Raw genomic sequence first — 26,043 nt, 5'->3', positions numbered from 1 at the left:
AGAGCCACTCGGGTGTATACCCCGACCTGGATCTGACAGGTCGGGGGTCAGGCGCCGGGGCGGACCAGGCCGGCCTCGTAGGCCGTGACGACGGCCTGCACGCGGTCGCGAGCGTCGAGCTTCGCGAGGATGCGCCCGACGTGGGTCTTCACCGTGGCCTCGGCGACGAACAGGTCGGCCGCGATCTCCGTGTTGGACCGGCCGCGCGCCATGAGCACGAGCACCTCGCGCTCGCGGTCGGTGAGGGCGGCCAGGGCGTCGTGCTGAGGCGCCGCCTGGTCGGTAGGCAGGGCGGTGACCAGGTGCTCCAGCAGGCGGCGGGTGGACGACGGCGCGATGACGGCGTCCCCGGCGTGCACCGTGCGGATGGCGGCGAGCATCTCCTCCGGCGGGGCGTCCTTGAGCAGGAACCCCGACGCGCCGCTGCGGATGGCCTCGAGCACGTACTCGTCGAGGTCGAACGTGGTGAGCACGATGACCCGCGGCGCGTCGGGCGCGGCGGTGAGGCGGGCTGTCGCCGTGAGCCCGTCGAGGTGCGGCATCCGCACGTCCATGAGCACGACGTCGACGCGGTGGTCGGCGAGCAGCCGCAGCGCCTGGGCGCCGTCGCCGGCCTCGATCGTGACCTTCAGGTCGGGCTGCGAGTCGATGACCATGCGGAAGCCCGCGCGCACGAGCTGCTGGTCGTCGACCAGCGCGACGCGCACGGCGCCGCTCCCGGGTGCGGGCGGCGCGACATCGTCGGCGGGCGGGGTCATGCGTCCTCCTGGCTGGTGGCCGAGCTGGTGGCCGAGCTGGTGGTCGAGCTGGTGGTCGGGGGAGCGGCGACCACGGGCACGCCGGGCAGCGGCAGCTCGAGGTGCACGCGGAACCCGCCGCCGCGGCGGGGGCCGGTCTCGAGCGTGCCGCCGTACAGATTGGCCCGCTCGCGCATCCCGCGCAGCCCGAAGCCGGGGTCGTGCTCGGTGGCGGCGGCGCCGCGGCCGTCGTCGAGCACCTCGAGCTCGACGGTCGACGACGTCCACCGCACCGAGACGGTGACCGCGGGGTCGGGGCCGGCGTGCTTGCGCACGTTGGTGAGCGACTCCTGGCACACGCGGTACAGGGTGAGCCCCATGCCGGCGGGCAGGGCGCGCGGCTCGCCGACGCGGACCAGCGACACCCGCTGCCCGCCGTCGCGCGCCTGGACGACGAGGTCCTCGATGTCCCCGACGCCCGGCTGCGGAGCCGGGCGGGCCGCGCGCGGCTCCTCGCGCGTCGGGGGCGCCGGCGGCCGTGCGCCGGCGGTCCCGCCCCCGGTGGGCGTCGTCGCGCCGCCCGGGGCGTCGTCGCGCGCGGCCTCCTCGTCGTCCTGCGAGCGCAGCACGCCGAGGAGGCGGCGCATGTCGGTGAGGGCGGTGCGGCCGGTCTCGCTGATGGTGCCGAGCGCGCGCACCGCGGCCGGGGGGTCGGACGCCGCGGCGTACCGGCCGCCGTCGGCCTGGGCCACGACGATGGACAGGGAGTGGGCCACGATGTCGTGCATCTCGCGGGCGATGCGGGCGCGCTCGGCGGCGGCGCTGATCCGCGCCTGCTGGTCGCGCTCGATCTCGAGCCGGTGCGCGCGGTCGCGCAGGGCGTCCATCGTGACCCGACGCGAGCGTCGCGCGAGCGCGAACGCCCACACGGCGAGCGCGGTCACCAGGCAGAAGATCCCGATCGGGAGCATCTCGGCGATCCCGGCGGCGCGGAGCCCGCCCAGGGTGGAGACGGCGACGGCTACGGGCAGCACGATGACGCTCCCCACGGCCGTGGCGCAGATCGCGGTGACGTGCGCCCACGTCGGGCCGTAGACCGTCACCGAGAAGAGCGCGACGAGCACGAGCAGGTCACCCGGCATGATCATCGGGTAGCCGACGAGCATGTGGGCGAGCGCGACGGCGAAGACGGCCACCGCGGAGGGGACGGGCCGGGTGCGACGCCACGGGAGCGGCACCAGCAGGGCGACGGTCCACGAGATGGACGCGGTGCGGGAGAGGTCGGGGTCGGACGCGTACAGGTCGGTGGCCGACGCGAGCATGAGCCCGGCGAGCAGCAACGTCGTCGTCAGGTCGACGGCGAAGCGGTGGGCCTCGAACCAGCGCCCCATCCTCTCGATCCAGCTCATGACCGCCAGGGTAGGTGGGCCTCGTGCGCGACGCGTCCGTCCGCGGGCGGACGGTCGACGCAGCCCTGTCGTCCCGCAGGGGGACCGCCCGCGCCGCGCGGGGCTCCCGCCGTCGCGGACGACGTCGTGCCGGCGCGTCATCTCCATGTCACACCCGACCGGCACCGACCCGGCGTGGGGAGGGGTCCAGGACCAGCGACGTTGCCGCTAGCATGAGGGAATGACCCACGTACTGCTGGCCGAGGACGACCCGGCTATTGCCGAGCCTTTGGCGCGGGCTCTCACGCGTGAGGGTTACGACGTCATCGTGCAAGGAACTGGTCAAGGAGCCGTTGACAACGCCGGGAACGCGGACATCGTCGTCCTCGACCTGGGCCTGCCGGACATGGACGGCCTGGACGTGGCGCGGGAGATCCGCGGCTCCGGGCTGACCGTCCCGGTGCTGGTGCTCACGGCCCGCGCCGACGAGGTGGACCTGGTCGTCGGCCTCGACGCCGGCGCCGACGACTACGTGACCAAGCCGTTCCGCCTCGCGGAGCTGCTCGCCCGGGTCCGGGCGCTGCTGCGTCGCACGCACGGCGAGACGGGCGAGGACGAGGAGCTGCGCGCGCAGGACGTGCGGGTCGACGTGTCCGCGCACCGCGCCTTCCAGGGCGACCGCGAGCTGCACCTCACCACCAAGGAGTTCGACCTGCTCAAGGTGCTGGTCGCGAACGCCGGGTCGGTCGTGGTGCGCGACACGCTGATGCGCGACGTCTGGGGCTCGGACCCGGTGGGGTCCACCAAGACGCTCGACATGCACGTGTCGTGGCTGCGCCGCAAGCTCGGCGACGACGCCAACGCCCCGCGCTACGTCTCGACCGTGCGAGGGCTCGGGTTCCGCTTCGAGCTCGGCGCGAGCTGACGCCGGCGGGCAAGGGCTGACCTCGTGCGTCGCCGCGTCCTGCTGGCGACCATCTCCGCGGTCGCCGTCGCCGTCCTGCTGCTCGGCGTGCCGCTGGGCATCTTCGGGGCGCGGTACGTGCTCGCGGGCGAGGAGCAGCGGATCACGTACCGCGTCGACACCCTCGCGCGGAGCATCGACAACGCCCTCGAGCGGGGCGACGTCGTCAGCGACGCGACGGTCGAGCGCGCCGCTGAGGGCAGCGACGGTGACCTGCCCGCGTACGTCGTCGTGACCCTGCCGGACGGCACCCAGCTCACGGCCGGGGAGCCCGTCTCCCCGCCGACGATCGACAAGGCCAAGCTCACGGACCAGAACGTGGGCGTGTCGATGACGGTGTCGGCCATCAGCGCGTACGTGAAGTCCGCCCAGACCGTGGTGCTGGTCATCATCGCGGGCATCGTCGCGATCGCGGCAGGCATCGCGGTGGCCGTCTGGCAGGCGAACCGGCTGTCCGCGCCCCTGGTCTACCTCGCGGCGTCCGCGGAGCAGCTCGGGTCGGGGCAGGTGCGCCCGCGCCTGGAGCCCTCGGGGGTCGAGGAGATCGACCTCGTCGCCGCCGAGCTGGCCCGCTCCGCCGACCGCCTCGCCGGGCGGCTGGCGGCCGAGCGGCAGTTCACCCAGGACGCGTCGCACCAGCTGCGCACCCCGCTGACGGCGCTCACGATGCGACTCGAGGAGATCACGCTCGCGTCCGACGATCCGGAGGTCGTGGAGGAGGCCCGCATCTCGCTCGAACAGGTGGAGCGGCTGGTCAGCGTGGTCGACGACCTGCTCACCGCGTCGCGCCGGTCCCAGGGCGGCACGACGGAGGCGGTGGTCCTGGCCGACGTCGTGCACCAGCAGGAGGAGGAGTGGGCGCCGACGTTCGAGCGGGCCGGGCGCCCGCTCGTCATCGAGGTCCCCGACGGGATGCAGGTGCTCGCGACGCCGGGCGCCCTGGCGCAGATCATCGCGACGCTGCTGGAGAACTCGCTCAAGTACGGGGACGGCACCACGACGGTGCGGTCCCGCCCGTCGGGCACGACGGGCGCCGTCGCCGTCGAGGTCTCGGACGAGGGTCCGGGGGTGGCCGACGACGTCGCGACCCGGATCTTCGAGCGCGGGACGACGACGGGCGGCAGCACCGGCCTCGGCCTCGCGCTGGCGCGCGACCTGGCGGCGGCCGACGGCGGCCGGCTCGAGCTGGCGCAGCGCAGGCCCCCGGTCTTCGCGCTCTTCCTGGCGGGCGTCCCGCGCACCCTCGACCCGCACCTCGTGCTGCCGCCGGGCACGACGATCTCCTCGCGGGGCCGCCGGCGCGGCTGGCTGCACCACCACGGGGACTGACCGTGCGGTCGTCCCGGTATCCTCGATCCCCGTGACCGGACCCACCTCAGCATCCGCCCCTGTCGTCGCCGTCGTGGGAGGGGGGCAGCTCGCTCGCATGATGGCCCCCGCTGCCGCCGAGCTGGGGGTGGGCCTGCGCGTCCTGGTCGAGGACCCGGCGTCGTCGGCGGCCCAGGTGGTCACCGACGCCCCGGTCGGTGTGGCGAGCGACGACGCGGCGATCCGCGCCCTCATCGCCCCCGACGACGGGCGCGCCCCGGCGGCCGTGCTCACGTTCGAGCACGAGCACGTGCCGAACGCGCTGCTGCAGGACCTCATCGACCACGGCACCCCCGTGCGCCCCGGCCCCGACGCGCTGGTCCAGGCGCAGGACAAGATCGTCATGCGGCGGCGGCTCTCCGAGCTGGGCCTGCCGTGCCCGCGCTGGGCCGCGCTCCCGACGGAGCCCGCGGCCGCACGTGACGCGCTCACGGCGTTCCTCGCCGAGGAGCCGGGCCACGAGGCCGTCGTGAAGACCTCGCGCGGCGGGTACGACGGCAAGGGCGTGCGTGTCGTGTCGTCCCCGGACGACGTCGCGGACTGGTTGGCGGCGGCCGCCGACGGCGCCCCGGCGCTGCTGGTCGAGCGGAAGGTGCCGTTCGTGCGCGAGCTCGCGGCGCTGGTCGCCCGCCGGCCGTCGGGCGAGGTGCGCACGTGGCCGGTGGTCGAGTCCGTGCAGCGTGACGGCGTGTGCGCGGAGGTCGTGGCGCCGGCGCCCGGCCTCGACCCGGCGGTGGACGCCGAGGCGCGGCGGATCGCCGTCGCGGTCGCCGAAGGGCTCGACGTCACCGGAGTCCTCGCTGTCGAGCTGTTCGAGACGCGCGGGGCCGAGGGCGCCGCCGAGGTGTGGGTCAACGAGCTCGCGATGCGTCCCCACAACTCGGGGCACTGGACCATCGACGGCGCGGTGACGAGCCAGTTCGAGCAGCACCTGCGCGCGGTGCTCGACCTGCCCCTTGGTGAGACCGCCGCCCGCGCGCCGTGGACGGTCATGGCGAACGTGCTCGGCTCGAGCCTCGACGCCCTCACCGACGCCCTGCCCGAGGTGCTCGCACGGTTCCCCGAGGCCCGCGTCAACCTGTACGGCAAGAGCATCCGCCCCGGGCGCAAGCTCGGGCACGTCAACGTCAGCGGCACCGACCTCGACGAGGTCCGGCGCCGCGCCCTCGACGCCGCCGCGCTGCTGCGCGGCGAGAACTAAGGAGCACGCATGAGCACGCAGCCCGTCGTCGGGATCGTCATGGGGTCGGACTCGGACTGGCCCGTCATGGAGGCCGCCGCGGACGCGCTGGCCGAGCTCGGCGTCGAGGTCGAGGTCGACGTCGTCTCCGCGCACCGCATGCCCACCGAGATGATCGACTACGGCCGGTCCGCGTCGGAGCGCGGGCTGCGCGCGATCATCGCGGGCGCGGGCGGCGCGGCGCACCTTCCCGGCATGCTCGCGGCCGTCACGCCGCTGCCGGTCATCGGGGTACCCGTGCCGCTGCGGTACCTGGACGGCATGGACTCGCTGCTGTCGATCGTGCAGATGCCCGCGGGCGTGCCCGTCGCGACCGTGTCGATCGGGGGGGCGCGGAACGCGGGCCTGCTCGCCGCGCGCATCCTCGCCGCGGGCACGGACGCCGAGTCGCTCGCCCTGCGCGAGCGGATCGTCGCCTTCCAGGCCGAGCTCGGGGACGTCGCCCGCGCGAAGGGGGAGAAGCTGCGCGCCGCCCGCGAGGGCTCGCGCCGCACCGGCTTCTCCGCCTGACGGCGGTGCGTCGGGATCCGCCTCGACGCGTTCGCCCACGGTGAGTCGTCACTCCGGGGTCGCCCCGTCCGCGGACGTCCGGCGAGGTAGTGCGAGTCTCGCCGAGGTAGTCCGGAGCCTCGCGAGGTAGTGGACCAGACCACTACCTCGGCACGATGCGAACTACCTCGGCGAGATTCGCACTACTTCGGCGTCAGCCGGGCATGCCGCCGACGGTGGCGCCGGGCTTCAGCTCGCCGTCGCGGACGTCGGCCCAGAACTGGTCGACCTTGTCCTCGTCGAGCAGCACGGTGGAGCCGACGCCCGTTCCCGGGTCGTAGCCCGGGTCCGCGATCGGCGGGGTGCCGGTGACGCCCTCGGGGCCGGTGGCCGCCTTGAACGCCAGGCCCAGGCGGCCGAGGTCGACGATGCCGGTCTTCTCGTCCACGGTCAGTGCGTCGGTGCCCGCGTTGACGAGCTGCACCTGGTTGACGGGGTTGAGCAGCACGCTCGGCTTGACCACCTTCGCGGCGACGGCGGCGATGACCTGCTGCTGCCGCTCCGCGCGGCCGATGTCGCCCTTGGGGTCCGAGTAGCGCATGCGCGAGAACGCGAGCGCGGTCTCGCCGTCCGCCAGGTGGCAGCCGGCCTCCCACTCCATGCCGCTCTTCGGGTCGTCGACGTCGTCGTCGTAGCAGAGCTCGACACCGCCGACGGCGTCGACGATCTCCTCGACGCTGCCGAACCCGACCTCGGCGTAGTGGTCGATGGTCAGGCCCGTCAGCCCCTCCACCGTCTGCACGAGCAGCGGGGCACCGCCGAACGAGTACGCGGCGTTGATCTTGTTCGGGTCGTGCCCGGGGATCTCGGTGTACGTGTCCCGGGGGATCGAGATGAGCGACGCCGGCCCGCTGCGAGGCTTGTGCAGCACCATGATCGTGTCGGTGCGGGCGCCCTCGGTGCCGTCGTCGGCGACGCTGCCCGAGCCGCGCGCGTCCGACCCGGCGAGCAGGTACGTGGTGCCCGGGGTGCCCTTGGCGTCCGACAGGGCGTCGACATGCTGGATCTTGCCGTTCGCCCACACGACGAGGCCGATGGGCCACGCGAGCAGGAGCACCAGCAGGAGCACCAGGACGAGGCCCGCGACCCGGCCCTTGCGCACACGGAAGCCGCCGCCCCCGGCGGTCGCCGCGGCGGCGCCCCCCGTCCGGCCGGGCGGGGGGGTGCGGCGCGCCTGACCCTGGGCCGACGCGGGCATCACCCGCGTGCCCGAGCCCTGACGGGACTGGGCCGGGCGGGAGGCCGGGGACGACTGCGAGGAGCCGCGCGGCGAGTACGACCGGGGCTTCTGCTGCCCGCCGCCGCGCCGCTCGGGCGGCGTCGTCGGGATCTCGCGCGACGACTGGCGGCGCACGCGCGGCTCCACCGGGGCGGCGTCGTCGCGCCGTCCCACGCGGCCGCCGGTGGGCGGCGCGGGCGGGCGGGACGTGCCGCCCACGGGGATGGCGTCGCCGGCGCCGCTGGGCCGGTCGGAGGGGCCACCGGACGGCGTGAAGCTCGGCGGGATGCGCTGGTCGTCGTTGCTCATGAGATCCCCGCGCTCATCCGCACACCGACGTCACGTCGGCGCCCGTGAACGCCTCTTCGCCGGCGTCGCGGGTCCGCTTCGGCTCCGGGTCCTTCGCGTCCTCGCCCGAGCCGTCCGTGCTCTCGTCGGTCGACGAGGCGGGGTCGTCGTCGGCCACCGGGGTGGCGTCGACGTCGTCGGACGCCTCGGCGTCCTGCGTGCCCGAGCCGGCGTCGTCCTTCGTGCCGTCCTTGTCACCGTCCTTGGCGCCGTCGGACGACTCGGCGTCGATCGCGTCGCTCAGGGGGAGGTCGTTCTTGAGGTTGCCCCAGACCTCGTCCGCCTCGTCGGTGAGCAGGACGTTCGCCGCGTTGTTCGGGTCGTACTCGTACGGCGCGGTCATGAACGCGATCGTGTCAGGGCGGACGTTGCGCGCGCTGTACGCGAGCCCGGCGAGTCCTTGGATGGAGGCGAAGTTGCTGCTCATCGTCATCGAGCCGGTCACGGCGCCGAGGAACTTCAGCGACTTCGTCGGGTCGGCGAGCGTCCCGGCGCTGAGCACCTGGCGCGCGACGGCGGCGAGCAGCTCCTGCTGGCGGCCGATGCGGCCGAGGTCCGAGCCGTCGCCCAGCCCCTTGCCCGTGCGCGCCCGGGCGTACTTGAGCGCCGTGTCGCCGTCGAGCTCCTGCACGCCGGCCGACAGCACGAGGTGGTCGGCCTTGGGGGCGTCGATGTCGTCGGGGATGCAGATCTCGACGCCACCGAGGGCGTCGACCATCTTCTCGAAGCCCGCGAAGTCCACGACGACGAACCCGTTCATGCGGACGTCGGTGATCTCCTCGATCGTCTGCATCGTGCAGAGCGCGCCCGACTCCACGTCGCCGCCCGTCAGGACGCCCTGGGCGAAGGCCGCGTTGAACTTCGACCGGGACACGGGCGACGTCTGGCCACCCGAGGACGTCGGGCACGACGGGATGTCGACGGTCGTGTCGCGGGGGATGGACAGCATCTCCACGCGGGACCGGTCGGACGAGATGTGCATGATCATCGTCGTGTCCGAGCGGGCGCCGTCGGTGCCGTCGCCGACGATGTCGGCGTTGTCGCCACCGCGGCTGTCGGAGCCCATGAGCACGATGTTCAGCGGCTTCTCGGCGTTCGGGTCCTCCGGGACGACCTCCTCGGGCCGGTCCTCACCGAGCAGCTTGTCGGAGTCGACGGCGGTGATGTTGTTGGTGAGCCTCACCGCCGCGGTCGCGCCGCCGACGGTGACGAACGCCAGGACCGCGGTCAGCCCCATCCCCAGGGTGCGCGCGACCGTGTGCCGGCGCAGGGCGCGGGCGTGCGAGGGCCCCGTGGTCGTGCCGGGGCGCGAGGCGACGTGGCGTGGGGTGGTGCGGGTCACGGGAAGCGAGCATAGAGGGTCGGTGTTACGCGGCTGAGGTGCCCGCGGACCGGGACGGTAGAGGAAATGTGTGGGTCGAACGTCGTCCCTGCTCGGCGCCCCGTCGTGGTCCTGGTCACTGGCCGCTCCGCGCGTACCGCGCCTCGGCGGCGGCCTTGTGCGGGCGCCACCAGTCCTCGTTCGCCCGGTACCAGTCGACCGTGGCGGCCAGCCCGGTGCGGAAGTCGGTGTAGCGGGGGGTCCAGCCGAGCTCGTCGCGCAGCTTGGACGCGTCGATCGCGTACCGCAGGTCGTGGCCGGGGCGGTCGGTGACGTGGTCGAAGTCGTCCGCCTCGCGCCCGAACAGCTCGTTCAGGGCGCGCACCACCTCGAGGTTGGACGTCTCGCCGTCGGCGCCGATGAGGTACGTCTCCCCGATGCGGCCGCCCTCGATGACCGCCCACACCGCGGTGTTGTGGTCGGCCACGTGGATCCAGTCGCGCACGTTCAGCCCGGCCCCGTACAGGCGGGGCCGTACCCCGTCGACGAGGTTGGTGACCTGCCGGGGGATGAACTTCTCCACGTGCTGGTAGGGCCCGTAGTTGTTCGAGCAGTTCGAGATCGTCGCCGCGACGCCGAACGACCGCACCCAGGCGCGCACCAGCAGGTCCGAGCCCGCCTTCGTCGCCGAGTACGGGGACGACGGGTTGTACGGCGTGGTGGGGGTGAACTTCTCGTCGCCCTCCAGCGGCAGGTCGCCGTAGACCTCGTCCGTGGACACGTGGTGGAACCGCACCCCGTGGCGGCGTACCGCCTCCAGCAGAGTGAACGTGCCCACCACGTTGGTCTGCACGAACGGCGACGGGTCCGCCAGCGAGTTGTCGTTGTGCGACTCGGCGGCGAAGTGCACCACCACGTCCGCGGCGGCGACCAGCGAGTCCACCAGGTCGGCGTCCGCGATCGAGCCGTGCACCAGCTCCACCCGGTCCGCGACCGGCGCCAGCGACGACCGGTCCCCGGCATACGTCAACGCGTCCAGCACGGTCACCACCGCCTCCGGACGCTCGGCCACCGTCTGCTGGACGAAGTTCGCCCCGATGAACCCGGCTCCACCCGTCACAAGAACGCGCATGCGCGGCACCCTACCGGCGTGCCGCCGGGCGCCGGGGGGAAGACGCACGGTGAAGAGCGGGCGAATCCTCGCGCCCGGGGGCGGCCCGGCGCCGCCCCGGGGGCGTCGCTGGGGGACACTGTGGTCGTGACGGACACGACGCCGCACGCGCGCCCGGCTCCCGCGGCGGCGGCCGGCACCCCCCGCACTCGCACGGGCACCGCGCGGCCCCCGGCCGGCCGCCGCTACCGGCGCGCCGTCGCCGTGCTCACGCTCGTCGTGGCGGCGTGGACGGTGGTGTGGGCCGTGGTCACGCCGATGTTCCGCTCGCCCGACGAGCAGAACCACGTCAACAGCGTGCTGCGGATCGCCTACGGGGGCGGCTGGCCGCCCCCCGGCGACGCGTACTTCTCGCCGGCGGTCGTCGACGCGGTCGACGAGGCCGGGTACCCGGCCGACCTGCCCGGCCGCTGGCGGCACCGCGAGGACGTGCGGCAGTTCGTCGACGTCGTCCCCGTGCCGCGCGAGGACCGCACCAGCGTCGACGCCGGCAACGCCGTCGGCGACGCCTCGTCGGGCACGGACGTGGACCAGATGACGCAGCACCCGCCCCTCTACTACGCGCTCGGCGCCGGGGTGCTGCACGCCACCGGGCTCACCGACGCGCGCTGGGACCAGGTGACGCTCGCGCTGCGGCTGCTGGACGCCCTGCTGCTCGCGCTCGTCGTGCCGCTCGCCGCGGAGTCCGCGCGCCGCGCCACCGGGTCGCCGTCCGCGGGCCTGGTCGCCGCCGCGTTCCCCCTGGTCCTGCCGCAGCTCGGGCACGTCATGGGCGCCGTGAACAACGACGCCCTCGTCGTGCTGGCGTGCGCCGCCGCCACCTACCTCGCGGTCCGGGTCGTCACGGGCGACCTGCGCTGGCGGGTGGCCGTGGCGATCGGCGTCGTGCTCGGCCTCGGGATGCTCACCAAGGTGATGCTCGCGTTCGCCGTGCCGATGGTCGTCGCGGCGTACGCGCTCGCACGCGGGCAGCGCTGGCCGGGGCGCCTCGGCCGGCTCGCCGTCGCCGGCGGGGTGACGCTCGCCGTCGGCGGCTGGTGGTGGCTGCGCAACGTCGTCACCCTTGGCGCCGTGCAGCCCGTCGGACGCCCGCGCGACCTGGGGATCCTCGCGACCGTGCCCGACGCCGACGTCCCGTCGATCATCGCGGGCCGCCTCGCGCAGTCGTTCTTCGGGAACCTGTCGTGGCTCGAGGTGCACCTGGCCGGCGCGTGGGTGGTGTGGGGCACGGTGGCGCTCGCGGCCGCGGCGCTCGTGGCGGTCGTCCTGCCGGGTACGCGCCGCAGTGCCGTCGTCGTGCTGCTCACCCCCGCCGCGCTCGCGCTGGGCGTCGCGTACAACGCGTGGGACTTCCACACCGAGACCGGTCGGCTCGTCGCGATCCAGGGCCGGTACGTGTTCGGGGGCGTCGCGGCCCTGGCGACGGCGGTGGCGATCACGGCCTGGCAGCTCGCGCGCCGGTCCGACAGGCGCCTCGCGCGGGGCGTGCCCGTCGCCGTGACGCTCGCCCTCGCCGCGGCCGTCGGCGGCCTCCTGTGGGCGTTCGGCGCGTTCTACCGCGGCCCCGGCGAGGCGTTCGGCGACGCCGTGGACCGGTGGCTGGCCTGGAGCCCGCTGCCCGTGCCCGCGCTCGTCGCCCTGCTGGCGGCCGCGGCCGCGGTGCTGCTGGCGGGCCTGGTCACGGGGCTCGTCTGGCCCCGTAGACTCGCGGCGTCGTCGACCGACCCGGCCCCCGGCACCCCGTCGCCGGCGGTCCCCGGCGCCCCGAAGGATGCGCGATGAAGCTCTTCGTCCAGATCCCGTGCCTCGACGAGGCCGGGACCCTCCCGCTCGTGCTCGCGACGATCCCGCGCGAGGTCAAGGGGTTCGACAGCGTCGAGATCCTCGTGATCGACGACGGGTCGACGGACGGCACGGCCGAGATCGCCCGCCGTCTCGGCGTGCGGCACGTCGTGCGGCACACCAGCACGCGAGGGCTCGCCCGGTCGTTCCGCGACGGGGTGGACTACGCCCTCGCCCACGGGGCGGACGTCGTGGTCAACACGGACGGCGACAACCAGTACCCGTCGGAGCGCATCGGCGACCTCGTGGCGCCGATCGTCGCGGGGGAGGCCGACATCGTCGTCGCCGACCGGCAGACCGCGACCATCGAGCACTTCTCCCCGTTCAAGAAGCGGATGCAGCGCCTGGGCAGCCGCGTCGTCAGCGCGGCGGCGGGGACGTCCCTGCCCGACGCCGCGAGCGGGTTCCGCGCCTACTCCCGGGGCGCGCTGCTGCGGCTCAACGTGGTCACCCAGTTCAGCTACACGATGGAGACGATCATCCAGGCGGGGAACAAGCGCCTGCGGATCGCGACCCTGCCGATCACCACCAACGCCAAGACGCGCGAGTCGCGGCTGTTCACCAACATCTGGCAGCACATGGGCCGGTCGGGGCGGGCGATCGTGCGCTCCTGGATCATGTTCCGCCCGCACCTGGTGTTCCTCACGCTCGCCGCGGTGTTCTTCGTCGCGGCAGCCGTGCCCGCCGTGCGCTTCCTCGTGTTCCTCGCGCAGGGGGACGCCGGCGGCCACGTGCAGTCCCTCGTGTTCGCCGGCGCGATGCTCGTCGGCGCCCTGCTGTGCCTGGCGCTGCTGGTCATCGCCGACCTGCAGCGCACCAACCGCACGCTGGTGGAGGAGACCCTCGAGCGGGTCAAGGAGCTCCAGTACGGCACGCGCGACGACGAGGACGCGCACACGTGATCGTCGCGTTCGGCACGTACGACGCGTCCCGGCACCCCCGCGTCGGCGTGCTCGTCGCCGGGCTGCGCGCCCACGGGTACACGGTGCGCGAGCTGGACCGGCCGCTCGGCCTGAGCACCGCCGCGCGGGTGCGGATGCTGCGTCAGCCGTGGCGGCTGCCCGGGCTGCTGGTGCGGCTGCTGCGCTGCTGGGCGCTGCTCGTGGGCGACGTCGTCCGGCACCGCCGGGCCCACGGCCGCCCGGACGCGGTGCTGGTCGGGTACCTCGGGCACTTCGACGTCGTGCTGGCGCGCCTGCTGTTCGGCCGCACCCCGGTGCTGCTCGACCACCTCGTCTTCGCGGGGGACACGGCCGCCGACCGGGGCGCCCGCGGCGTGCGCGTGCGGCTGCTGCGCGGCCTGGACCGGCTCGCCGCCGCCTGCGCCGACGTCGTGCTGCTCGACACGCCCGAGCACCTGCGGATGCTGGGCGAGCTCGCGCCGCGCCGTGCCCGCCGCGGGCTCGTCGTGCCCGTCGGCGCGCCGGCCCAGTGGTTCGACGCCGCGCCCGCGGCGGTGCGCGACCCCGCGCGCGACGGCGGCCCGCTGCGCGTCGTCTTCTTCGGCCTGTTCACCCCGCTGCAGGGCGCCGACGTGCTGGCCGACGCCCTTGCCGGCGCGCTGCCGCGGGCGGCCGAGGACGCCGAGCACGGCGGCCGGGCGCTCGCGGTCACCCTCGTCGGCTCGGGCCAGGACCTGCCCGCCGCTCGCGAACGGCTGCGCGGCACGCCGGGCATCGCCTGGCGTGACTGGGTGGAGCCCGCCGACCTGCCTGCCCTGGTCGCCGCCCACGACGTCTGCCTCGGGATCTTCTCCGCCACCCCCAAGGGGCTGCGGGTCGTGCCGAACAAGGTCTTCCAGGGCCTGGCGGCCGGCTGCGTGGTCGTCACCTCCGACACCGAGCCGCAGCGCCGCCTGCTCGGCGGGCACCTCGAGCTCGTGCCGCCCGCCGACCCCGGCGCGCTGGCCGACCGGCTGCTCGCCCTGCGCGACGCCGACGCCCTCACCGCCGCCCACGCGCGCGCCGCGGCCGGCCGGGACCTCGCCCGGCCCGCCGCCGTCGTCGAGCCGCTGGTCCGGCTGCTCGACGCCCGCGGGGTCCGCCCGTGACGGGCGAGCCCGCCGGGGGGACGCTGTCGCGGGCGCTCGTCGTGCTGCGGTCCCCGTGGGTGCGGTGGGGGTTCCTCGTCCTCGCGCTCGGGCTCGCGGTCTACGCCGTCGTGGCCGCGGGCGACGACCTCGCCCGGGCGGCCGCCGCGCTCTCGTGGCAGCGCCTCGTCGTCGCCCTCGTGCTGTCCCTCGCGTTCGTGCTGTGCACCTTCGCGTCGTGGCGCGTCGTGCTCGCCGACCTCGGCGCGCCGACCAGGCTGCGGGTCGCGCTGCGGGTGTTCGGCCTCAGCCAGCTCGGCAAGTACGTGCCCGGCGGGGTGTGGAACGTCGTCGCGGCGGCCGAGCTCGGCGCGGACCACGGCATCGCGCGCCGCACCTCCGTGACGACGACGGCGGTCGCGACGCTCGTCGGCGTCGTCTCCGGAGCCGTCGTGGGGCTGGTGGCGCTGCCGTTCGTCGCGACCGGAGCCCTCGGGAGCGCCGGGCCGGTGCTGTGGGCGCTGCCCGCGGTCGCCGTCGTGCTGGCGCCGCCGGTGCTCAACCGGCTGGTCGCGTGGGCGCTGCGGGTCGCGCGCCGGCCCCCGCTCGAGCGTCCCCTGGGCTGGCGCGGGCTCGGCGCCGCCACGCTGTGGTCCGTGGCCGGGTGGCTGCTCGCGGGCGCGCAGGTGTGGGTGCTGGCCGTCGGCCTGGGCATGTCCGCCGACGCCCGCGGGGCCGCCCTCGCCGTCGGCGGCTACGCGCTGGCCTGGGTGGTGGGCTTCCTCGTCGTCGTGGTGCCCGCCGGGGCCGGCGCGCGCGAGCTGGTGCTGCTCGCCGTCCTCGCCGGGACGCTGCCGCACGCCGCGGTGCTGCTGCTGGTGCTGGTCAGTCGCGTGCTGGTGACGCTCGCCGACCTGGCCCTGGCCGGGCTCGGTGCGCTCGTGCGCGACGGGGGCGGCGGTCGTCAGGCGCGCAGCGACGCGAGGTAGTCCTGGACGGCGGCGTGGGTGGGCAGCAGGCCCTGGGCCGTCGCGTCGGCAAGGCTGGGGGCGGCGGTGTCCTTGTCGGACAGCTGGGGGACCAGGGGGGAGCCGTCGCGGGAGGTGGTGGGCCAGTCGATGCCGACCTCCGGGTCGAGGGGGTGGATGCCGTGCTCGGCACCGGGGTTGTAGCCGGTCGAGCACAGGTAGAGCACGGTCGAGTCGTCCTCGAGGGAGCAGAAGGCGTGGCCGAGGCCCTCGCCGAGGTAGATGGCGCGGCGGTCGACGTCGTCGAGGAGCACCGAGTCCCACCGCCCGAACGTCGGTGACCCGAGGCGGAGGTCGACGACGACGTCCAGCACGGCGCCCTTCGCGCAGGTGACGTACTTGGCCTGGCCGGGCGGGACGTCGGCGAAGTGGATGCCGCGCAGCACCCCGGCGGCGGACACCGACGCGTTGGCCTGCTGCAGGTCGAGCGGGTGGCCGACGGCGTCGGCGAAGGGCCCGGCCTTGAACCACTCGAGAAAGACGCCGCGGGGGTCGCCGTGCTGCTTCGGGGTGATCTCGTAGGCGCCGGGCACGGCCAGCTCGCGGATCTGCACGAATGCTCCCTCGGGTCCAGGGGGTGGGTCGTCCGGTCTTGCCGGCGGCCGGGTGCGGGCCGCCGGTGCTTAGGATCCTAGGCGTGAGCACCGTCGCCGATCCCGCCGCCGCCGCCGTCGACCGCGCCCCGACGTCCCCCGCCGGGGCGCGCTGGGTGGTGACGGGCGCCGGCGGGATGCTCGGCCACGACCTGCTCGACGTGCTGCGGGCCGCGGGGGCCGACGTCGTCGCGCTGGACCGCGCCGACCTGGACGTGACGGACGCGGCCGCGGCGGCGGCCGCCGTGCAGGGCGCCGACGTCGTCGTGAACTGCGCCGCGTGGACGGCGGTGGACGACGCCGAGACCCATGAGCCCGACGCGTTCCGCGTCAACGCGACCGGGGCCGCCAACCTGGCCCGGGCGGCGCACGCGGCGGGCGCCCGCCTGGTGCAGGTTTCCACGGACTATGTCTTCGACGGGAGCGCGAGCGCGCCGTACGCCGAGGACGCGCCGCCGGCGCCGGTGTCCGCGTACGGGCGCACCAAGGCGGCCGGGGAGTGGGCGGTGCGGGCGGAGGCGCCCGACCACCTGATCGTGCGCACCGCCTGGCTGTACGGCGCGTACGGCGCCTGCTTCCCCCGCACGATGGCGCGCCTCGCCGCCGAGCGGGACGAGCTGACCGTCGTCGACGACCAGGTCGGCCAGCCCACCTGGACCCGTGACCTGGCCGACCTCGTCGTCCGTCTCGTCGAGGCGCAGGCGCCGGCGGGCACCTACCACGGCACCGCCTCGGGGCAGACGTCGTGGTACGGCTTCACGCGCCGCATCGTGGCGGGCCTGGGCGCGGCGACGCGCGTGGCCCCCACGACCAGCGACGCGTTCGTGCGTCCCGCGCCCCGCCCGGCGTACTCCGTGCTCGGCCACGACGCCCTGCGCGCGGTGGGCGTCGAGCCGATCGAGGACTGGTCCGCGCGGTGGGACGTCGCCGCGGCCGAGGTGCTGGCAGGCTGACCCCGGCCGACGTCGGCAGATCACCGCTGCCGTCGGCGCCGTCGAGGACGAAGGAGCGCCCGCCCGTGCCGAACCCCGCCACCACCCTGCCCCCGCTCACGCTGTACGGCAGCCTGCGGTGGGACGTCGTGGAACCGTTGCTGCCCGGCGCCGCCGGGCGCGTGCTCGAGGTCGGCTGCGGCCAGGGGGCCGTCGGCGTCCGCCTCGCCGCCCGCGCCGCCGCCTACACGGGCGTGGAGCTCGACGCGGACAGCGCCCGCACGGCCGAGCAGCGGCTCGTCGACGCGGGGGTGCCCGGCACGGTGGTGCACGGTGCGCTCGACGCCCTGCCCGCCGCGGAGCGCTTCGACCTCGTGTGCGCCTTCGAGGTGATCGAGCACATCGAGGACGACGCCGCCGCGCTGCGGGAGTGGGCCGCCCGGCTGCGCCCAGGTGGCACGCTCCTGCTCTCCACCCCGGCCTGGCAACGCCGGTACGGCCCCATGGACGAGGCCGTCGGCCACTTCCGCCGCTACGACCCGGCCGCCCTCGTGGCGCTGCTGCGCGACGCGGGCCTCGCCGACGTCGGCCTGCGCCTGTACGGCGTCCCGCTCGGCTACGCCCTCGAGGCGGTGCGCAACCAGGTGGCGCGCCGGCGCCCGGGCCTGCGCGAGGAGGGCAGCACCGCGGACCGCACCGCCCGCAGCGGCCGCCTGTTCCAACCGTCCACCGAGGCCCAGGGCGTCGCGGTCAGCGCGGCGACCTGGCCGTTCCGCGTCGCGCAGCGTGCCTTCCCCCGCACCGGCACCGGCCTCGTCGCCTGGGGCCGCGCCACCTCCTGAGATCCCGTGGCTCAGGAGTCGAGGAGGCCGAGCAGGTACGACCCGTACCCGGACTTGACCAGCTTCTCGGCGCGGACGCGCAGCTCGTCGTCGGACAGGAAGCCGCGACGCCAGGCGACCTCCTCGGGGGAGCCGATCTTGAGCCCCTGCCGGCGCTCGACGGTGCGCACGTAGTCGGACGCCTCCAGCAGGGAGTCGAACGTGCCGGTGTCGAGCCAGGCGGTGCCGCGCGGCAGCACCTCGACCTGCAGGGTGCCGCGGCGCAGGTACTCGAGGTTGACGTCGGTGATCTCGTACTCGCCGCGGGCCGACGGCTCCAGCGACCGCGCGATCTCGACGACGTCGTTGTCGTAGAAGTACAGGCCGGGCACGGCGTACGACGACCGGGGGCGCGCGGGCTTCTCCTCCAGCGAGAGCGCCTGCCCGGCGGCGTCGAACTCGACGACGCCGTACGCGGTCGGGTCCGCCACCCGGTAGGCGAAGACGGCGCCGCCGACCAGGTCGTGGAAGCGTGTGAGCTGCCGGCCGAGCCCGGGGCCGTAGAAGATGTTGTCGCCCAGCACGAGCGCGACCTCGTCCGAGCCCACGAAGTCCGCGCCGAGCACGAACGCCTGGGCGAGCCCGTTCGGCTCGGCCTGCACCGTGTACTCGATCGACACCCCGAACTGGGAGCCGTCGCCCAGGAGCCGGTGGAACTGGTCGGCGTCGTGCGGGGTGGTGATGACCAGGACGTCACGGATGCCCGCGAGGATCAGCGTGGACAACGGGTAGTAGATCATCGGCTTGTCGTAGACGGGCACGAGCTGCTTGCTCACGCCGAGCGTGATCGGGTGCAGGCGGGTTCCGCTGCCGCCGGCGAGGATGATTCCGCGCATGGCAGTTGATTGTGGCCCACCCGCCCGGTGCAGGCAGGGTGAACTTCGGTCAGCCGGTGATCCGCTCCGACGTGCGCAGGCGTTCCAGGCGTGCCGGGTCGGCGGCGAGCTCGGCCGTGGTCGTGGCGGACGCGAGCACCACGGAGCCGTCGGCGGCCCAGGTGGCGAGCAGCGCGCGCAGGAGGTCCCCGAGCGGTCGCGCGCCGTCGACGAGCACCCGGCCGCCGGGCACGCCGGGGGCAGGCACAAGGTCGGCGAAGGTCACCGGTTCGGCGCCGGGGGCCTCGAGCGCGACGGCGGACGGGTCGGTCTCGGGGACCCACCCGATGACGTCGCCGTACGTCATGACGGCGCCCGCGGCGTCGAGCGTGCCGGGCGGCAGGTCGCCGTCGAACGCCCGCGCGAGGGCGGGGAGCGCGACGGCCACGAGGTCGGCCGCGCCCGGTCCGCCCAGTACGGGGGCCCAGGCCGCGGGCCGGGAGGTCACGACGACGTCGCCGCCCGCGGCGGGGGCGTCGCCGGCGAGCGTCACGGTGGCGCCGCAGCGCCACGCCGCCAGCGCCCAGAGCACGCCCCGCCAGTGGGCGGGCAGGTCGAGCGCCACGACCGTGCCCGGCGCGGCGTCGAACTCCTCCACGAGAAGGTTCACGGTCTTGCTCACCCAGTTCTGCAGGACGGCACCCGAGAGCTCCACGCGTTCGCCACCGTCGCCGTACCAGGTGAGCCGGGGACGGCCCGGGTCCGACGCGACGAGATCGAGCACCTGGGAGATCGTGGAGGGGTTCCGGCCGGCGGCGGGGAGAGGGTTCACGCAGGTCAGCCTACGAGGGGGGCTTGCAGCGGCGGACGGCACGCTTGTGAATGGGCAGTGGAGATCGCAATCACTAGCACATTTCGACTTGACGCCTTCGAAGGACACGCGTGTAATTCCAGGTATGCAGTTTCCCTAGAGAACGGCATGGAGGGGCACGCCATGTGGAACTTGCTCGATGGGGACCGGGGGGTCTTCCCGTCAGACGTCGGACGTGAGCCCGAGCGCGTGGCGCCGGTGCTTCCGCTGTTCGGAGACGACACGGCCGACGACGAGACTCTCCTGGGGTGGCAGGAACGAGCCCTGTGCGCCCAGACCGACCCGGAGGCCTTCTTTCCCGAGAAGGGCGGGTCCACGCGCGAGGCCAAGAAGGTCTGCACGTCTTGTGAGGTCCGGGCCGAGTGCCTGGACTACGCGCTCGCGAACGACGAGCGTTTCGGCATCTGGGGCGGGCTCTCCGAGCGCGAGCGCCGAAAGCTGAAGCGCCGCGCCGTCTGAGCCGGCACCGACCGGCAGGGGATGTCCGGCCCGACACGCTCGGGCCGGATATCCCACGACGCGATCGGGGCCCGTCGCATCATGGCGGGCAGGATGACTGCTCCGCACCCGATCCCAGCCCGCCCCGGCGGTGAGGTCGCACCCCCGGGCGTGACCACCGCCGTCGCGCCCGTGACCGTCGGCGACCGCACGCTGGACGGCACCGGTGCCGTCCCTCTGGTGGTCACCGTGACGGCCGTGGTCGTCACCCGTGGGCGCACCCCCTTCCTCGACGCCACGCTGGACGCCCTCGCGCGCCAGGAGCGCTCCGCGGACGAGGTCGTGGTCGTGGACGTCGGCGCCGCGGAGTCCACCGCGCACCCCGGCCTGCGCCTCGGCGGCGCCCGCTTCGTCGCGGCGTCGGGCGTCCGCAGCCTCGGGGAGGCCGTGGACCGGGCCCACGAGGTGGTCGGCGTCCCCGAGGCCGGCTGGCTGTGGATCCTGCACGACGACTCCGCGCCCGAGCCGGACGCCCTGTCCCGCCTGCTGCGCGCCGTCGAGCACTCGAGCGCGGTCGCCGTCGCGGGCTGCAAGCAGCGTCGCTGGCCCGTCGCCGAGGACGGCACGCCCGCCGCGGACGCGAGCATGCTCATCGAGGTGGGCAGCACCGTCTCGCCGCTGGGGCGGCGCATGACCGGCATCGACGACACCGAGATCGACCAGGGCCAGCACGACGCGCGGGAGGACGTGCTCGCGGTCGGTCTCGCGGGGTCCCTGGTGCGGGCGCACGTCTGGGCCGAGCTGGGCGGCACCGACCCCGAGCTCGGCCCGTTCGGCGACGGCCTCGACCTGTGCCGCCGCGCCCGGCTCGCGGGGCACCGCGTGGTCGTGGTGCCGGACGCCGTGGTGAAGCACGCGCAGGCCTCGCTGCTCGGCGTGCGCGGCCGACCCACCGCGACGCCGGACCTGGAGGCGTCGCGCTACGCCCGGCGCCGCAGCCAGCTCTACCTGCGCCTCGTCGACACGCCGCTGCCGCTGCTGCCGTTCGTCTGGCTCGCGACCCTGCTGTGGGCGCCCTTCGCGGCCATGTACCGGCTCGCGCTCAAGCGCCCGGCGCACGCGCGGGACGAGATCCTCGCGGCCGTGGTCACCGCGCTGCGGCTCGTGCCGCTGTACCGCGCCCGACGACGCGCGGCTCGCACCCGGCGCCTGCCGCGCCGGGTCCTGGCCCCGCTGCTCGGCACGTGGCGGCAGGTGCTCGGCGAGCGCCGGGACGCGCGGCTCGCCCGCGCGGAGGCGCAGCGTGCCCGGTGGGCGCCGAGCGAGCTGGAGCGCGTCGAGCTGCGCCGGCTCGGGCGCACGCGGCGCGCGGTGCTGGCGGTCGTCGTGCTGGCTGTCCTGGCCCTCGACGTCGCGCTCTTCGGCCCGTGGCAGGGCGTCCTGGCCGACGGTGGTCGCGTCGTGGGCGGAGGCCTGCTCCCGGCCCCAGGCACCGTGGGCGACGTGTGGGAGGCGGCGACGTCGGGCTGGGTGCGTGACGGCCTCGGGGTCCGGGCGCCGGCCGACCCGCTGCTGGCGCCGCTCGCGGGGTTCGCCGTGCTGGCCGGCGGCGGGCTGCAGACGGCGGTGAACGCGCTCGTGCTGGTCGCGCTGCCGCTGGCCGCACTCGGGGGCTGGTTCGCCGCCGGCGCCCTGACCCGGTCGGTCGTCGTGCGGGCCGTCGCGGCGCTCGCCTGGGCGGCGGCGCCCGGCTTCCTCGCCGCGCTGGGCTCGGGCCGTCTCGGCGCCGTCGTCGTGCACCTCACGCTGCCGTGGCTGCTCGTCGCCGTGCTGCGCACCGTGGGGGCCCACGCGCGAGACGTCGCGCCCGCCCGGCGCCGGGGGTCGCTCGGGGCCGCCGGGGCCGCGGGCCTGCTGCTCGCTGTCGCGGTCTGCGCCGCCCCCGTGCTGCTGCCCGTGGCCGTGGTGCTGATCGGCGTCGGTGCGCTGCTGGTGCGCCGCTCGTGGCGGTCGCTGCTGCTCGTGCTGCTGCCGGCCGTGGTGGTGCCGCTGCCCTTCTGGGGCGAGGTGCTCAGCACGTGGTCGAGCGGCGGGTGGCGGCTCCTCGTCGCCGAACCCGGCGCGCCGATGGTCGCGTCGGGCACGCCCACCGCGGTGGAGCTGCTGCTCGGCCTGCCGGGCGACACCGCGTGGTTCGAGCCGTGGCTCCCCGCCGACGGTCCGCTCGCGCGGGCCGCCGTGGTGGGCCCGGCGCTGCTGGGCGGCGCCGTGCTGGTGCTGGCGGCCGTGGCGCTGGTGCGCCCGCGCGCGGTGCGCGGGGTGCGGCTGGCGTGGCTGGCCGCGGCGGCCGGCCTGACGACCGCGGTGCTCGCCGTCGCGACGGCGGTGGCGAGCGGGACCGCGGACGACGGCACCGCCGCCAGCGTGACGGGCTGGCCCGGCGTCGGGCTCTCCGTGCTGCTGCTCGCGCTGGGCGCCGCCGCGATCTGCGCGCTGCCGTCCACCGGGCGAGCGCCGACGGCCGTGCCCGCCGCCCGCGAGGAGCGCGGCGGCGTGCACCGCGCCGTGCGGGCGGGCGTCGTCGCCCTGGGCGTGGTGGCGCTCGCGCTGCCGGTGACCCAGCTCGCCTCGTGGGCGCTCGGCTCGACCGGCGGTGGCGCCGTGGGTGACCTGCGGGCCGCCGAGACGGCCGTGGTACCCGCCGTCGGCACGCAGATGCAGGCGCCGCCACGGTCGGCACGCGTGCTGCAGATCGACCGCGTGCAGCCCGGCGGCGAGGCCGACGGGTCGGGCGCCGCGGTGGTGGACTACGCGCTGCTGCACGCGGACGGGACCCGGCTGGAGGACTCGTCCGCCGTGGTGCGGGCGCGCGCGGCCGGCCTGGTCGCCGGCGTCGGGCGCACCGACACCGGGTTGCTGGACCAGGTCGTCGCGGAAGTGGCCACCGGGCGCTCGACCGACGTCGTGGACCGGCTCGCGGCGCTCGGCATCGGCGCCGTGCAGGTGCCTGCCGGCGGCGACGCGGAGCTCGCGACGACGCTCGACCTGGTGCCCGGTCTCGCCCGCGTGACCGAGGAGGGCGCGCTCGTCTGGCGGGTCACGACCGACGGCCCCGCGCCCGGCTGGGCGACGGTGCTGAAGGGCGACGGCGCGGCAGACGACGGCACGCCGACGCCGTTCTTCGCGCCCCGGGCCGCGGTCCGTACCCTGCCGTCCGACGGTACGAGCGCCGGCGGCCGCCTCGCCGAGGGCGGTGAGGACCGCACCCTGCGGCTCGCGGAGACGGCGGACGGCGGCTGGCACGCCACCCTCGACGGACGCCCGCTCCCGGCGGTCGACGCGGGCGGCACGCAGGCCTTCGCGGTCGGGCCGGAGAGCGGCCACGTGAGCGTCTCGTACGAGGCGCCGCACCGCACCGCCTGGCTGGCGGTGGCGGGCCTGGTGCTCCTCGTGCACGCGCTGCTGGCGCTGCCCGTCGGACGGCGGAGGGGACGATGACGACGCCCGAGGAGAGGTTGGCGGCGACGACGGCGGAGCAGGGGACCGGAGGACGAGACGTGCGGGACACCCGGGTGCGGCGCGGCGTGCGAGCGACGGCGGCCGCGGTCACCGGGGTGGCGGCGGTCGCGGCGCTGGCTGCGGTGGCCGTGCTCGGGGACCAGTGGGCGCAGTCGTGGACCGGGGCGGAGCAGCGCGCGGTCGCCGCCGGGACACGGACGGTCGGCGTGCAGCCCGCGGACGCGACCCTCGTCTGCCCGGCGCCCGTCGCGCTCCCGCAGGGGGCCGACGTCGGCGACCAGCAGTTCGACGCGACCCCGGTGCCCACCACCAGCGGCCTCGGCGCGCTCGTGCTCGGCGGCGCCGCAGAGGGCGCCCGCACGACCGGTCTCGACGGCAAGGACGACGCGCCCTTCGGCACCGGGGACGAGGCGGCGGGGCAACAGGCCGGCGTGAGCAGCACACGCGTGCTGCGGGCGACCCCCGTGGCCGACGAGCCGTTCCGCGCGGCGGGCACGATGGGGTCGGTGACGACACAGGGCGACCTGCGCGGACTGGGGGCGGGCGCCTGCGCCGCCCCGTCCACGTCCCAGTGGCTGGTGGGCGGCGGCACCGAGGTGGGCGCCACCGCCACGCTCACGGTGCAGAACCCGTCCGAGCAGCCGGCCACGGTAGCCCTGGACGTGTACGGGCCGGGCGGCCCGGTGGCGCTCGGGGGCAAGGGGACGTTCACGGTCGCGCCGCACGAGCAGGTCACCACGCGGCTGGAGTCCGTGGCGCCCGAGCAGGACCGCCTCGCGGTGCACGTGCGCGCGGCCGGGGCGCGGGTCGACGCGAGCCTGCAGACCCAGGCCATCGACGGCCTGCTGCCGGCCGGCGTGGACGTCCTCACGGCGGGTGCCTCGCCGCGCGAGGCGTTCGCGGTGGGAGCCGTGCTCAGCCGGGGCGAGGCGGTCGACGACCCGCACGCCCCGCGGTTGCGGGTCCTCGCGCCGGGCGAGAAGGGCGGCACGGCCCGGGTCACCGTGTACGGCCCGTCCGGTCCGGTCGTGCTGCGCGGCGCCGACGAGGTGGAGCTGGAGCCGGGCGTCGTGACGGACGTGCCGCTCGGCGGGCTGCCGGACGGCGCGTACACGGTGGTCGTCGACGCCGACGTGCCGGTCGTGGGCGCCGCCCGCTCGGACCAGCCGGGCGAGCAGCCCGAGGACTCCGTGGTCGACGGCACCCCGTACGACGTGGCGTGGTCGGCGGGGCAGCCGGTCACCAGGGCGGCCGCCGGGCCTGCGGGGCAGCTGGGCGTCCCCGGGGGCGTGCGGACCGGGATCGCGCTGGCGGCCGTGCCCGTGGACCGGGACCCGGACGCCGACCCGGAGGGCTCCGCGCCGGTGACGCTGCGCCTCTACGACGCGTCGGGGGCCGAGATCGGCAGCCGCGAGCTGGAGCTCGCGGCCGGCGCGACGACGACGCTCGCCCTGTCCGACGTCGCCGCGGAGGGCACCGTGCCCGCCGGGCTGAGCCTGGACCGCGCGGACGGTGGCGCCGCCGACCTGGCCGTCACCTGGGCCGCCGTCCTGCGGGCCGACGACGGCACCTCCGCCACCGGCACGCTGGTGGCGGCGGTCGCGCCCACCGCCGCCGTCACCACCCCTGGCGCCGTCGAGGTGCGCGCGGTCGACGCCGCCGGCTGACTCCCCGCGCCCGTCGTGGCGGCCGCGGGTCAGGAGCCGTAGCCGGGGTCGATCTCCTCGGGGGTGCGGGCCAGGAGGTGCGCCACCTGCTCGACGACGACCTCGCGCACCAGGTCCGCCCGGTCGGTGTCGTCGGCCGCGCGGAAGTCCACCGGGCGGCGGTACACCACGACGCGCGCGGGCCGGCCCGACTCGGCGGGGAAGCAGCGGCCCAGCGGGACTCCGTCGGACTCCCACGGCGCCGGCTCGGACGGCGGCACGTCCTCGACGGCGAACTCGGTCCCGGCCAGCTGCGGGCCCCAGCGGCGCTGCAGCAGCTCGACCACGTCCAGCACGACGTCGTCGAACTCCTCCGCCCGGGTGCGGTACGCGGGCATCCCCGGCGGCAGGAGCGGACCCCGCACGCCGCGACCGCGACGGTCGCGGCGACGCACCGGCGGGGCGGCGTCGGGATCGGGCGCGGGGCCCGGCTCCGGGAAGGGCTCGGGCGGGGAGGCATGCTGCACGCGTCGAGCCTATGCGGCGCCGAGCACCCGTCGCGCGAACGGGCGGCGGGTCACGGTGCGGTCACGACGGTCGCCGACCGGCGAGCCCCGCGCGCGGGTCGGCGGGCGCGGCGTATTCTCCCCGCGTGAGATCGGTGAGGCAGTGCTCGCGCACGGCATGCACGCATGCCGCCGTCGCGACGCTCACGTATGTGTACGCGGACTCCACGGCCGTGCTGGGTCCGCTCGCACAGCACGCCGAGCCGCACAGCTACGACCTGTGCGCCCAGCACGCCGAAGGGTTGACCGCGCCCCGCGGGTGGGAGGTCGTGCGTCTCACGCCCGCCTTCGAGGAGCCGGCACCGTCGCCCGACGACCTGTCGGCGCTGGCCGAGGCGGTCCGCGAGGCAGGTCGCGTCCGGCAGGAACCCGCGGGCGAGCCGTCGTCCGTCACGGAGACCGCCCGCCGCGGGCACCTGCGGGTGCTGCGCGCCGAGGGCGACTGACCTCTCACCTCGTCCGGTGCCGACCAGGTCGGTCGTGCCGACCAGCTCGCCCCCCTCCGTTCAGCCCCGGTTCACCGGGAGGTCCTGCCTTGTGAGGATGGCGTGCAGAGGTCGACGGCGGCCCGCTGCGCC

General features: G+C 75.8%; 23 protein-coding genes. 14 read left to right on the top strand and 9 right to left on the bottom strand.

All coding sequences use genetic code 11. The annotated features are described in order from the left end of the window. Positions 1–47: 47 nt before the first annotated feature. Together B5Y66_RS01350 and B5Y66_RS01345 are read right to left on the bottom strand one after the other, a co-directional pair. On the bottom strand, positions 48–758 hold the full coding sequence (locus tag B5Y66_RS01350) for a response regulator (RefSeq protein WP_079569984.1): 711 nt from the start codon (positions 756–758) through the stop codon (positions 48–50). Then, a complete protein-coding gene (locus B5Y66_RS01345) occupies positions 755–2,146 on the bottom strand; it encodes a sensor histidine kinase (RefSeq protein WP_079569982.1) in 1,392 nt (463 codons plus the stop codon). Before B5Y66_RS01345 ends, B5Y66_RS01350 begins: the two co-directional genes overlap by 4 nt. A 220-nt stretch (positions 2,147–2,366) precedes the next feature. On the opposite strand from B5Y66_RS01345, the gene B5Y66_RS01340 reads away from it, so the two are divergent. From B5Y66_RS01340 to purE, 4 genes are read left to right on the top strand one after another with little or no spacing between them, the layout of a single operon-like run. Next, positions 2,367–3,050, top strand: coding sequence for a response regulator transcription factor (locus B5Y66_RS01340; RefSeq protein ID WP_079569979.1), 684 nt, complete (start codon positions 2,367–2,369; stop codon positions 3,048–3,050). Between the two features lie 24 nt (positions 3,051–3,074). After that, positions 3,075–4,418, top strand: a complete 1,344-nt coding sequence (locus B5Y66_RS01335; protein ID WP_079569977.1) for an ATP-binding protein — start codon at positions 3,075–3,077, stop codon at positions 4,416–4,418. A 31-nt stretch (positions 4,419–4,449) separates the two neighbouring features. After that, the gene (locus B5Y66_RS01330; RefSeq protein ID WP_079569971.1) at positions 4,450–5,658 is read left to right on the top strand and encodes a 5-(carboxyamino)imidazole ribonucleotide synthase; all 1,209 of its coding nucleotides are present in this window, start codon (positions 4,450–4,452) and stop codon (positions 5,656–5,658) included. A gap of 9 nt (positions 5,659–5,667) precedes the next feature. Further along, positions 5,668–6,207 carry a 5-(carboxyamino)imidazole ribonucleotide mutase gene (gene purE, locus B5Y66_RS01325; RefSeq protein WP_079569968.1) on the top strand — a complete coding sequence of 180 codons (540 nt, stop codon included), beginning with the start codon at positions 5,668–5,670 and terminating at the stop codon, positions 6,205–6,207. A 193-nt stretch (positions 6,208–6,400) separates the two neighbouring features. Here the strand turns inward: purE and B5Y66_RS01320 are convergent, their stop codons facing one another. The 3 genes from B5Y66_RS01320 to rfbB all read right to left on the bottom strand — a co-directional run bounded on the left by B5Y66_RS01320 (position 6,401) and on the right by rfbB (position 10,266). After that, positions 6,401–7,774, bottom strand: coding sequence for an LCP family protein (locus tag B5Y66_RS01320; RefSeq protein ID WP_079569965.1), 1,374 nt, complete (start codon positions 7,772–7,774; stop codon positions 6,401–6,403). Between the two features lie 13 nt (positions 7,775–7,787). Further along, positions 7,788–9,155, bottom strand: a complete 1,368-nt coding sequence (locus B5Y66_RS01315) for an LCP family protein (RefSeq protein ID WP_245806846.1) — start codon at positions 9,153–9,155, stop codon at positions 7,788–7,790. A 115-nt stretch (positions 9,156–9,270) separates the two neighbouring features. Further along, positions 9,271–10,266: a dTDP-glucose 4,6-dehydratase gene (gene rfbB / locus B5Y66_RS01310; protein WP_079569962.1), complete on the bottom strand. Its 996-nt coding sequence runs from the start codon at positions 10,264–10,266 to the stop codon at positions 9,271–9,273. 126 nt (positions 10,267–10,392) lie between these two features. Between rfbB and B5Y66_RS01305 the strand changes: the two genes are divergently transcribed. Genes B5Y66_RS01305 through B5Y66_RS01290 form a run of 4 tightly spaced genes read left to right on the top strand, consistent with a single transcriptional unit; the run spans position 10,393 to position 15,165 of the window. Further along, positions 10,393–12,087 carry a DUF2142 domain-containing protein gene (locus tag B5Y66_RS01305; RefSeq protein WP_139820663.1) on the top strand — a complete coding sequence of 565 codons (1,695 nt, stop codon included), beginning with the start codon at positions 10,393–10,395 and terminating at the stop codon, positions 12,085–12,087. Next, a complete protein-coding gene (locus tag B5Y66_RS01300) occupies positions 12,084–13,049 on the top strand; it encodes a glycosyltransferase family 2 protein (protein ID WP_079569959.1) in 966 nt (321 codons plus the stop codon). Before B5Y66_RS01305 ends, B5Y66_RS01300 begins: the two co-directional genes overlap by 4 nt. Further along, positions 13,046–14,197, top strand: a complete 1,152-nt coding sequence (locus B5Y66_RS01295) for a glycosyltransferase (RefSeq protein ID WP_079569956.1) — start codon at positions 13,046–13,048, stop codon at positions 14,195–14,197. Before B5Y66_RS01300 ends, B5Y66_RS01295 begins: the two co-directional genes overlap by 4 nt. After that, positions 14,194–15,165 (top strand): lysylphosphatidylglycerol synthase domain-containing protein, encoded by a 972-nt coding sequence (locus B5Y66_RS01290; RefSeq protein ID WP_245806845.1) that lies wholly within the window; start codon positions 14,194–14,196, stop codon positions 15,163–15,165. The genes B5Y66_RS01295 and B5Y66_RS01290 overlap by 4 nt, the downstream gene beginning before the upstream one ends. Here B5Y66_RS01290 and B5Y66_RS01285 read toward each other — a convergent pair. Next, positions 15,141–15,758 carry a dTDP-4-dehydrorhamnose 3,5-epimerase family protein gene (locus tag B5Y66_RS01285; protein ID WP_079569954.1) on the bottom strand — a complete coding sequence of 206 codons (618 nt, stop codon included), beginning with the start codon at positions 15,756–15,758 and terminating at the stop codon, positions 15,141–15,143. The genes B5Y66_RS01290 and B5Y66_RS01285 overlap by 25 nt on opposite strands. A 155-nt stretch (positions 15,759–15,913) precedes the next feature. On the opposite strand from B5Y66_RS01285, the gene rfbD reads away from it, so the two are divergent. After that, on the top strand, positions 15,914–16,750 hold the full coding sequence (rfbD, locus tag B5Y66_RS01280; protein WP_281251985.1) for a dTDP-4-dehydrorhamnose reductase: 837 nt from the start codon (positions 15,914–15,916) through the stop codon (positions 16,748–16,750). Positions 16,751–16,815: 65 nt separating this feature from the next. Next, positions 16,816–17,571 carry a class I SAM-dependent methyltransferase gene (locus B5Y66_RS01275; protein ID WP_079569949.1) on the top strand — a complete coding sequence of 252 codons (756 nt, stop codon included), beginning with the start codon at positions 16,816–16,818 and terminating at the stop codon, positions 17,569–17,571. A gap of 11 nt (positions 17,572–17,582) precedes the next feature. On the opposite strand, the gene rfbA is transcribed toward B5Y66_RS01275, so the two are convergent. Next, the gene (gene rfbA / locus B5Y66_RS01270) at positions 17,583–18,446 is read right to left on the bottom strand and encodes a glucose-1-phosphate thymidylyltransferase RfbA (RefSeq protein WP_079569946.1); all 864 of its coding nucleotides are present in this window, start codon (positions 18,444–18,446) and stop codon (positions 17,583–17,585) included. A gap of 49 nt (positions 18,447–18,495) precedes the next feature. Then, complete coding sequence (locus tag B5Y66_RS01265; RefSeq protein ID WP_079569943.1) at positions 18,496–19,257, bottom strand: TIGR03089 family protein; 762 nt, start codon at positions 19,255–19,257, stop codon at positions 18,496–18,498. A gap of 162 nt (positions 19,258–19,419) precedes the next feature. On the opposite strand from B5Y66_RS01265, the gene B5Y66_RS23090 reads away from it, so the two are divergent. The 3 genes from B5Y66_RS23090 (at position 19,420) to B5Y66_RS01250 (ending at position 24,920) form a co-directional block, all read left to right on the top strand. Continuing rightward, positions 19,420–19,755, top strand: coding sequence for a WhiB family transcriptional regulator (locus B5Y66_RS23090; RefSeq protein WP_079571598.1), 336 nt, complete (start codon positions 19,420–19,422; stop codon positions 19,753–19,755). 150 nt (positions 19,756–19,905) lie between these two features. Next, positions 19,906–23,232: a glycosyltransferase gene (locus tag B5Y66_RS01255; RefSeq protein ID WP_176168747.1), complete on the top strand. Its 3,327-nt coding sequence runs from the start codon at positions 19,906–19,908 to the stop codon at positions 23,230–23,232. Then, positions 23,229–24,920: a DUF5719 family protein gene (locus B5Y66_RS01250; RefSeq protein WP_139820662.1), complete on the top strand. Its 1,692-nt coding sequence runs from the start codon at positions 23,229–23,231 to the stop codon at positions 24,918–24,920. The genes B5Y66_RS01255 and B5Y66_RS01250 overlap by 4 nt, the downstream gene beginning before the upstream one ends. 29 nt (positions 24,921–24,949) lie before the next feature. Here the strand turns inward: B5Y66_RS01250 and B5Y66_RS01245 are convergent, their stop codons facing one another. Continuing rightward, positions 24,950–25,426: a metallopeptidase family protein gene (locus B5Y66_RS01245; RefSeq protein WP_322788685.1), complete on the bottom strand. Its 477-nt coding sequence runs from the start codon at positions 25,424–25,426 to the stop codon at positions 24,950–24,952. Positions 25,427–25,551: 125 nt separating this feature from the next. Between B5Y66_RS01245 and B5Y66_RS01240 the strand changes: the two genes are divergently transcribed. Continuing rightward, positions 25,552–25,911 carry a DUF3499 domain-containing protein gene (locus B5Y66_RS01240; RefSeq protein WP_079569935.1) on the top strand — a complete coding sequence of 120 codons (360 nt, stop codon included), beginning with the start codon at positions 25,552–25,554 and terminating at the stop codon, positions 25,909–25,911. Positions 25,912–26,043 lie beyond the last annotated feature (132 nt).

The organism is Krasilnikoviella flava (assembly GCF_900167525.1).
Taxonomy (GTDB): domain Bacteria; phylum Actinomycetota; class Actinomycetes; order Actinomycetales; family Cellulomonadaceae; genus Isoptericola; species Isoptericola flavus.
Note: the sequence above shows the minus strand (reverse complement) of the source record. Positions and strands in the feature narration are given on the sequence as shown.

Excerpts from the sequence above, each read along its gene's own strand:
- B5Y66_RS01350 (WP_079569984.1), bottom strand. The coding sequence starts at position 758 with ATGACCCCGCCCGCCGACGATGTCGCGCCGCCCGCACCCGGGAGCGGC.
- B5Y66_RS01345 (WP_079569982.1), bottom strand. The coding sequence starts at position 2,146 with ATGAGCTGGATCGAGAGGATGGGGCGCTGGTTCGAGGCCCACCGCTTC.
- B5Y66_RS01340 (WP_079569979.1), top strand. The coding sequence starts at position 2,367 with ATGACCCACGTACTGCTGGCCGAGGACGACCCGGCTATTGCCGAGCCT.
- purE (WP_079569968.1), top strand. The coding sequence starts at position 5,668 with ATGAGCACGCAGCCCGTCGTCGGGATCGTCATGGGGTCGGACTCGGAC.
- B5Y66_RS01320 (WP_079569965.1), bottom strand. The coding sequence starts at position 7,774 with ATGAGCAACGACGACCAGCGCATCCCGCCGAGCTTCACGCCGTCCGGT.
- rfbB (WP_079569962.1), bottom strand. The coding sequence starts at position 10,266 with ATGCGCGTTCTTGTGACGGGTGGAGCCGGGTTCATCGGGGCGAACTTC.
- B5Y66_RS01300 (WP_079569959.1), top strand. The coding sequence starts at position 12,084 with ATGAAGCTCTTCGTCCAGATCCCGTGCCTCGACGAGGCCGGGACCCTC.
- rfbA (WP_079569946.1), bottom strand. The coding sequence starts at position 18,446 with ATGCGCGGAATCATCCTCGCCGGCGGCAGCGGAACCCGCCTGCACCCG.
- B5Y66_RS23090 (WP_079571598.1), top strand. The coding sequence starts at position 19,420 with ATGTGGAACTTGCTCGATGGGGACCGGGGGGTCTTCCCGTCAGACGTC.
- B5Y66_RS01250 (WP_139820662.1), top strand. The coding sequence starts at position 23,229 with ATGACGACGCCCGAGGAGAGGTTGGCGGCGACGACGGCGGAGCAGGGG.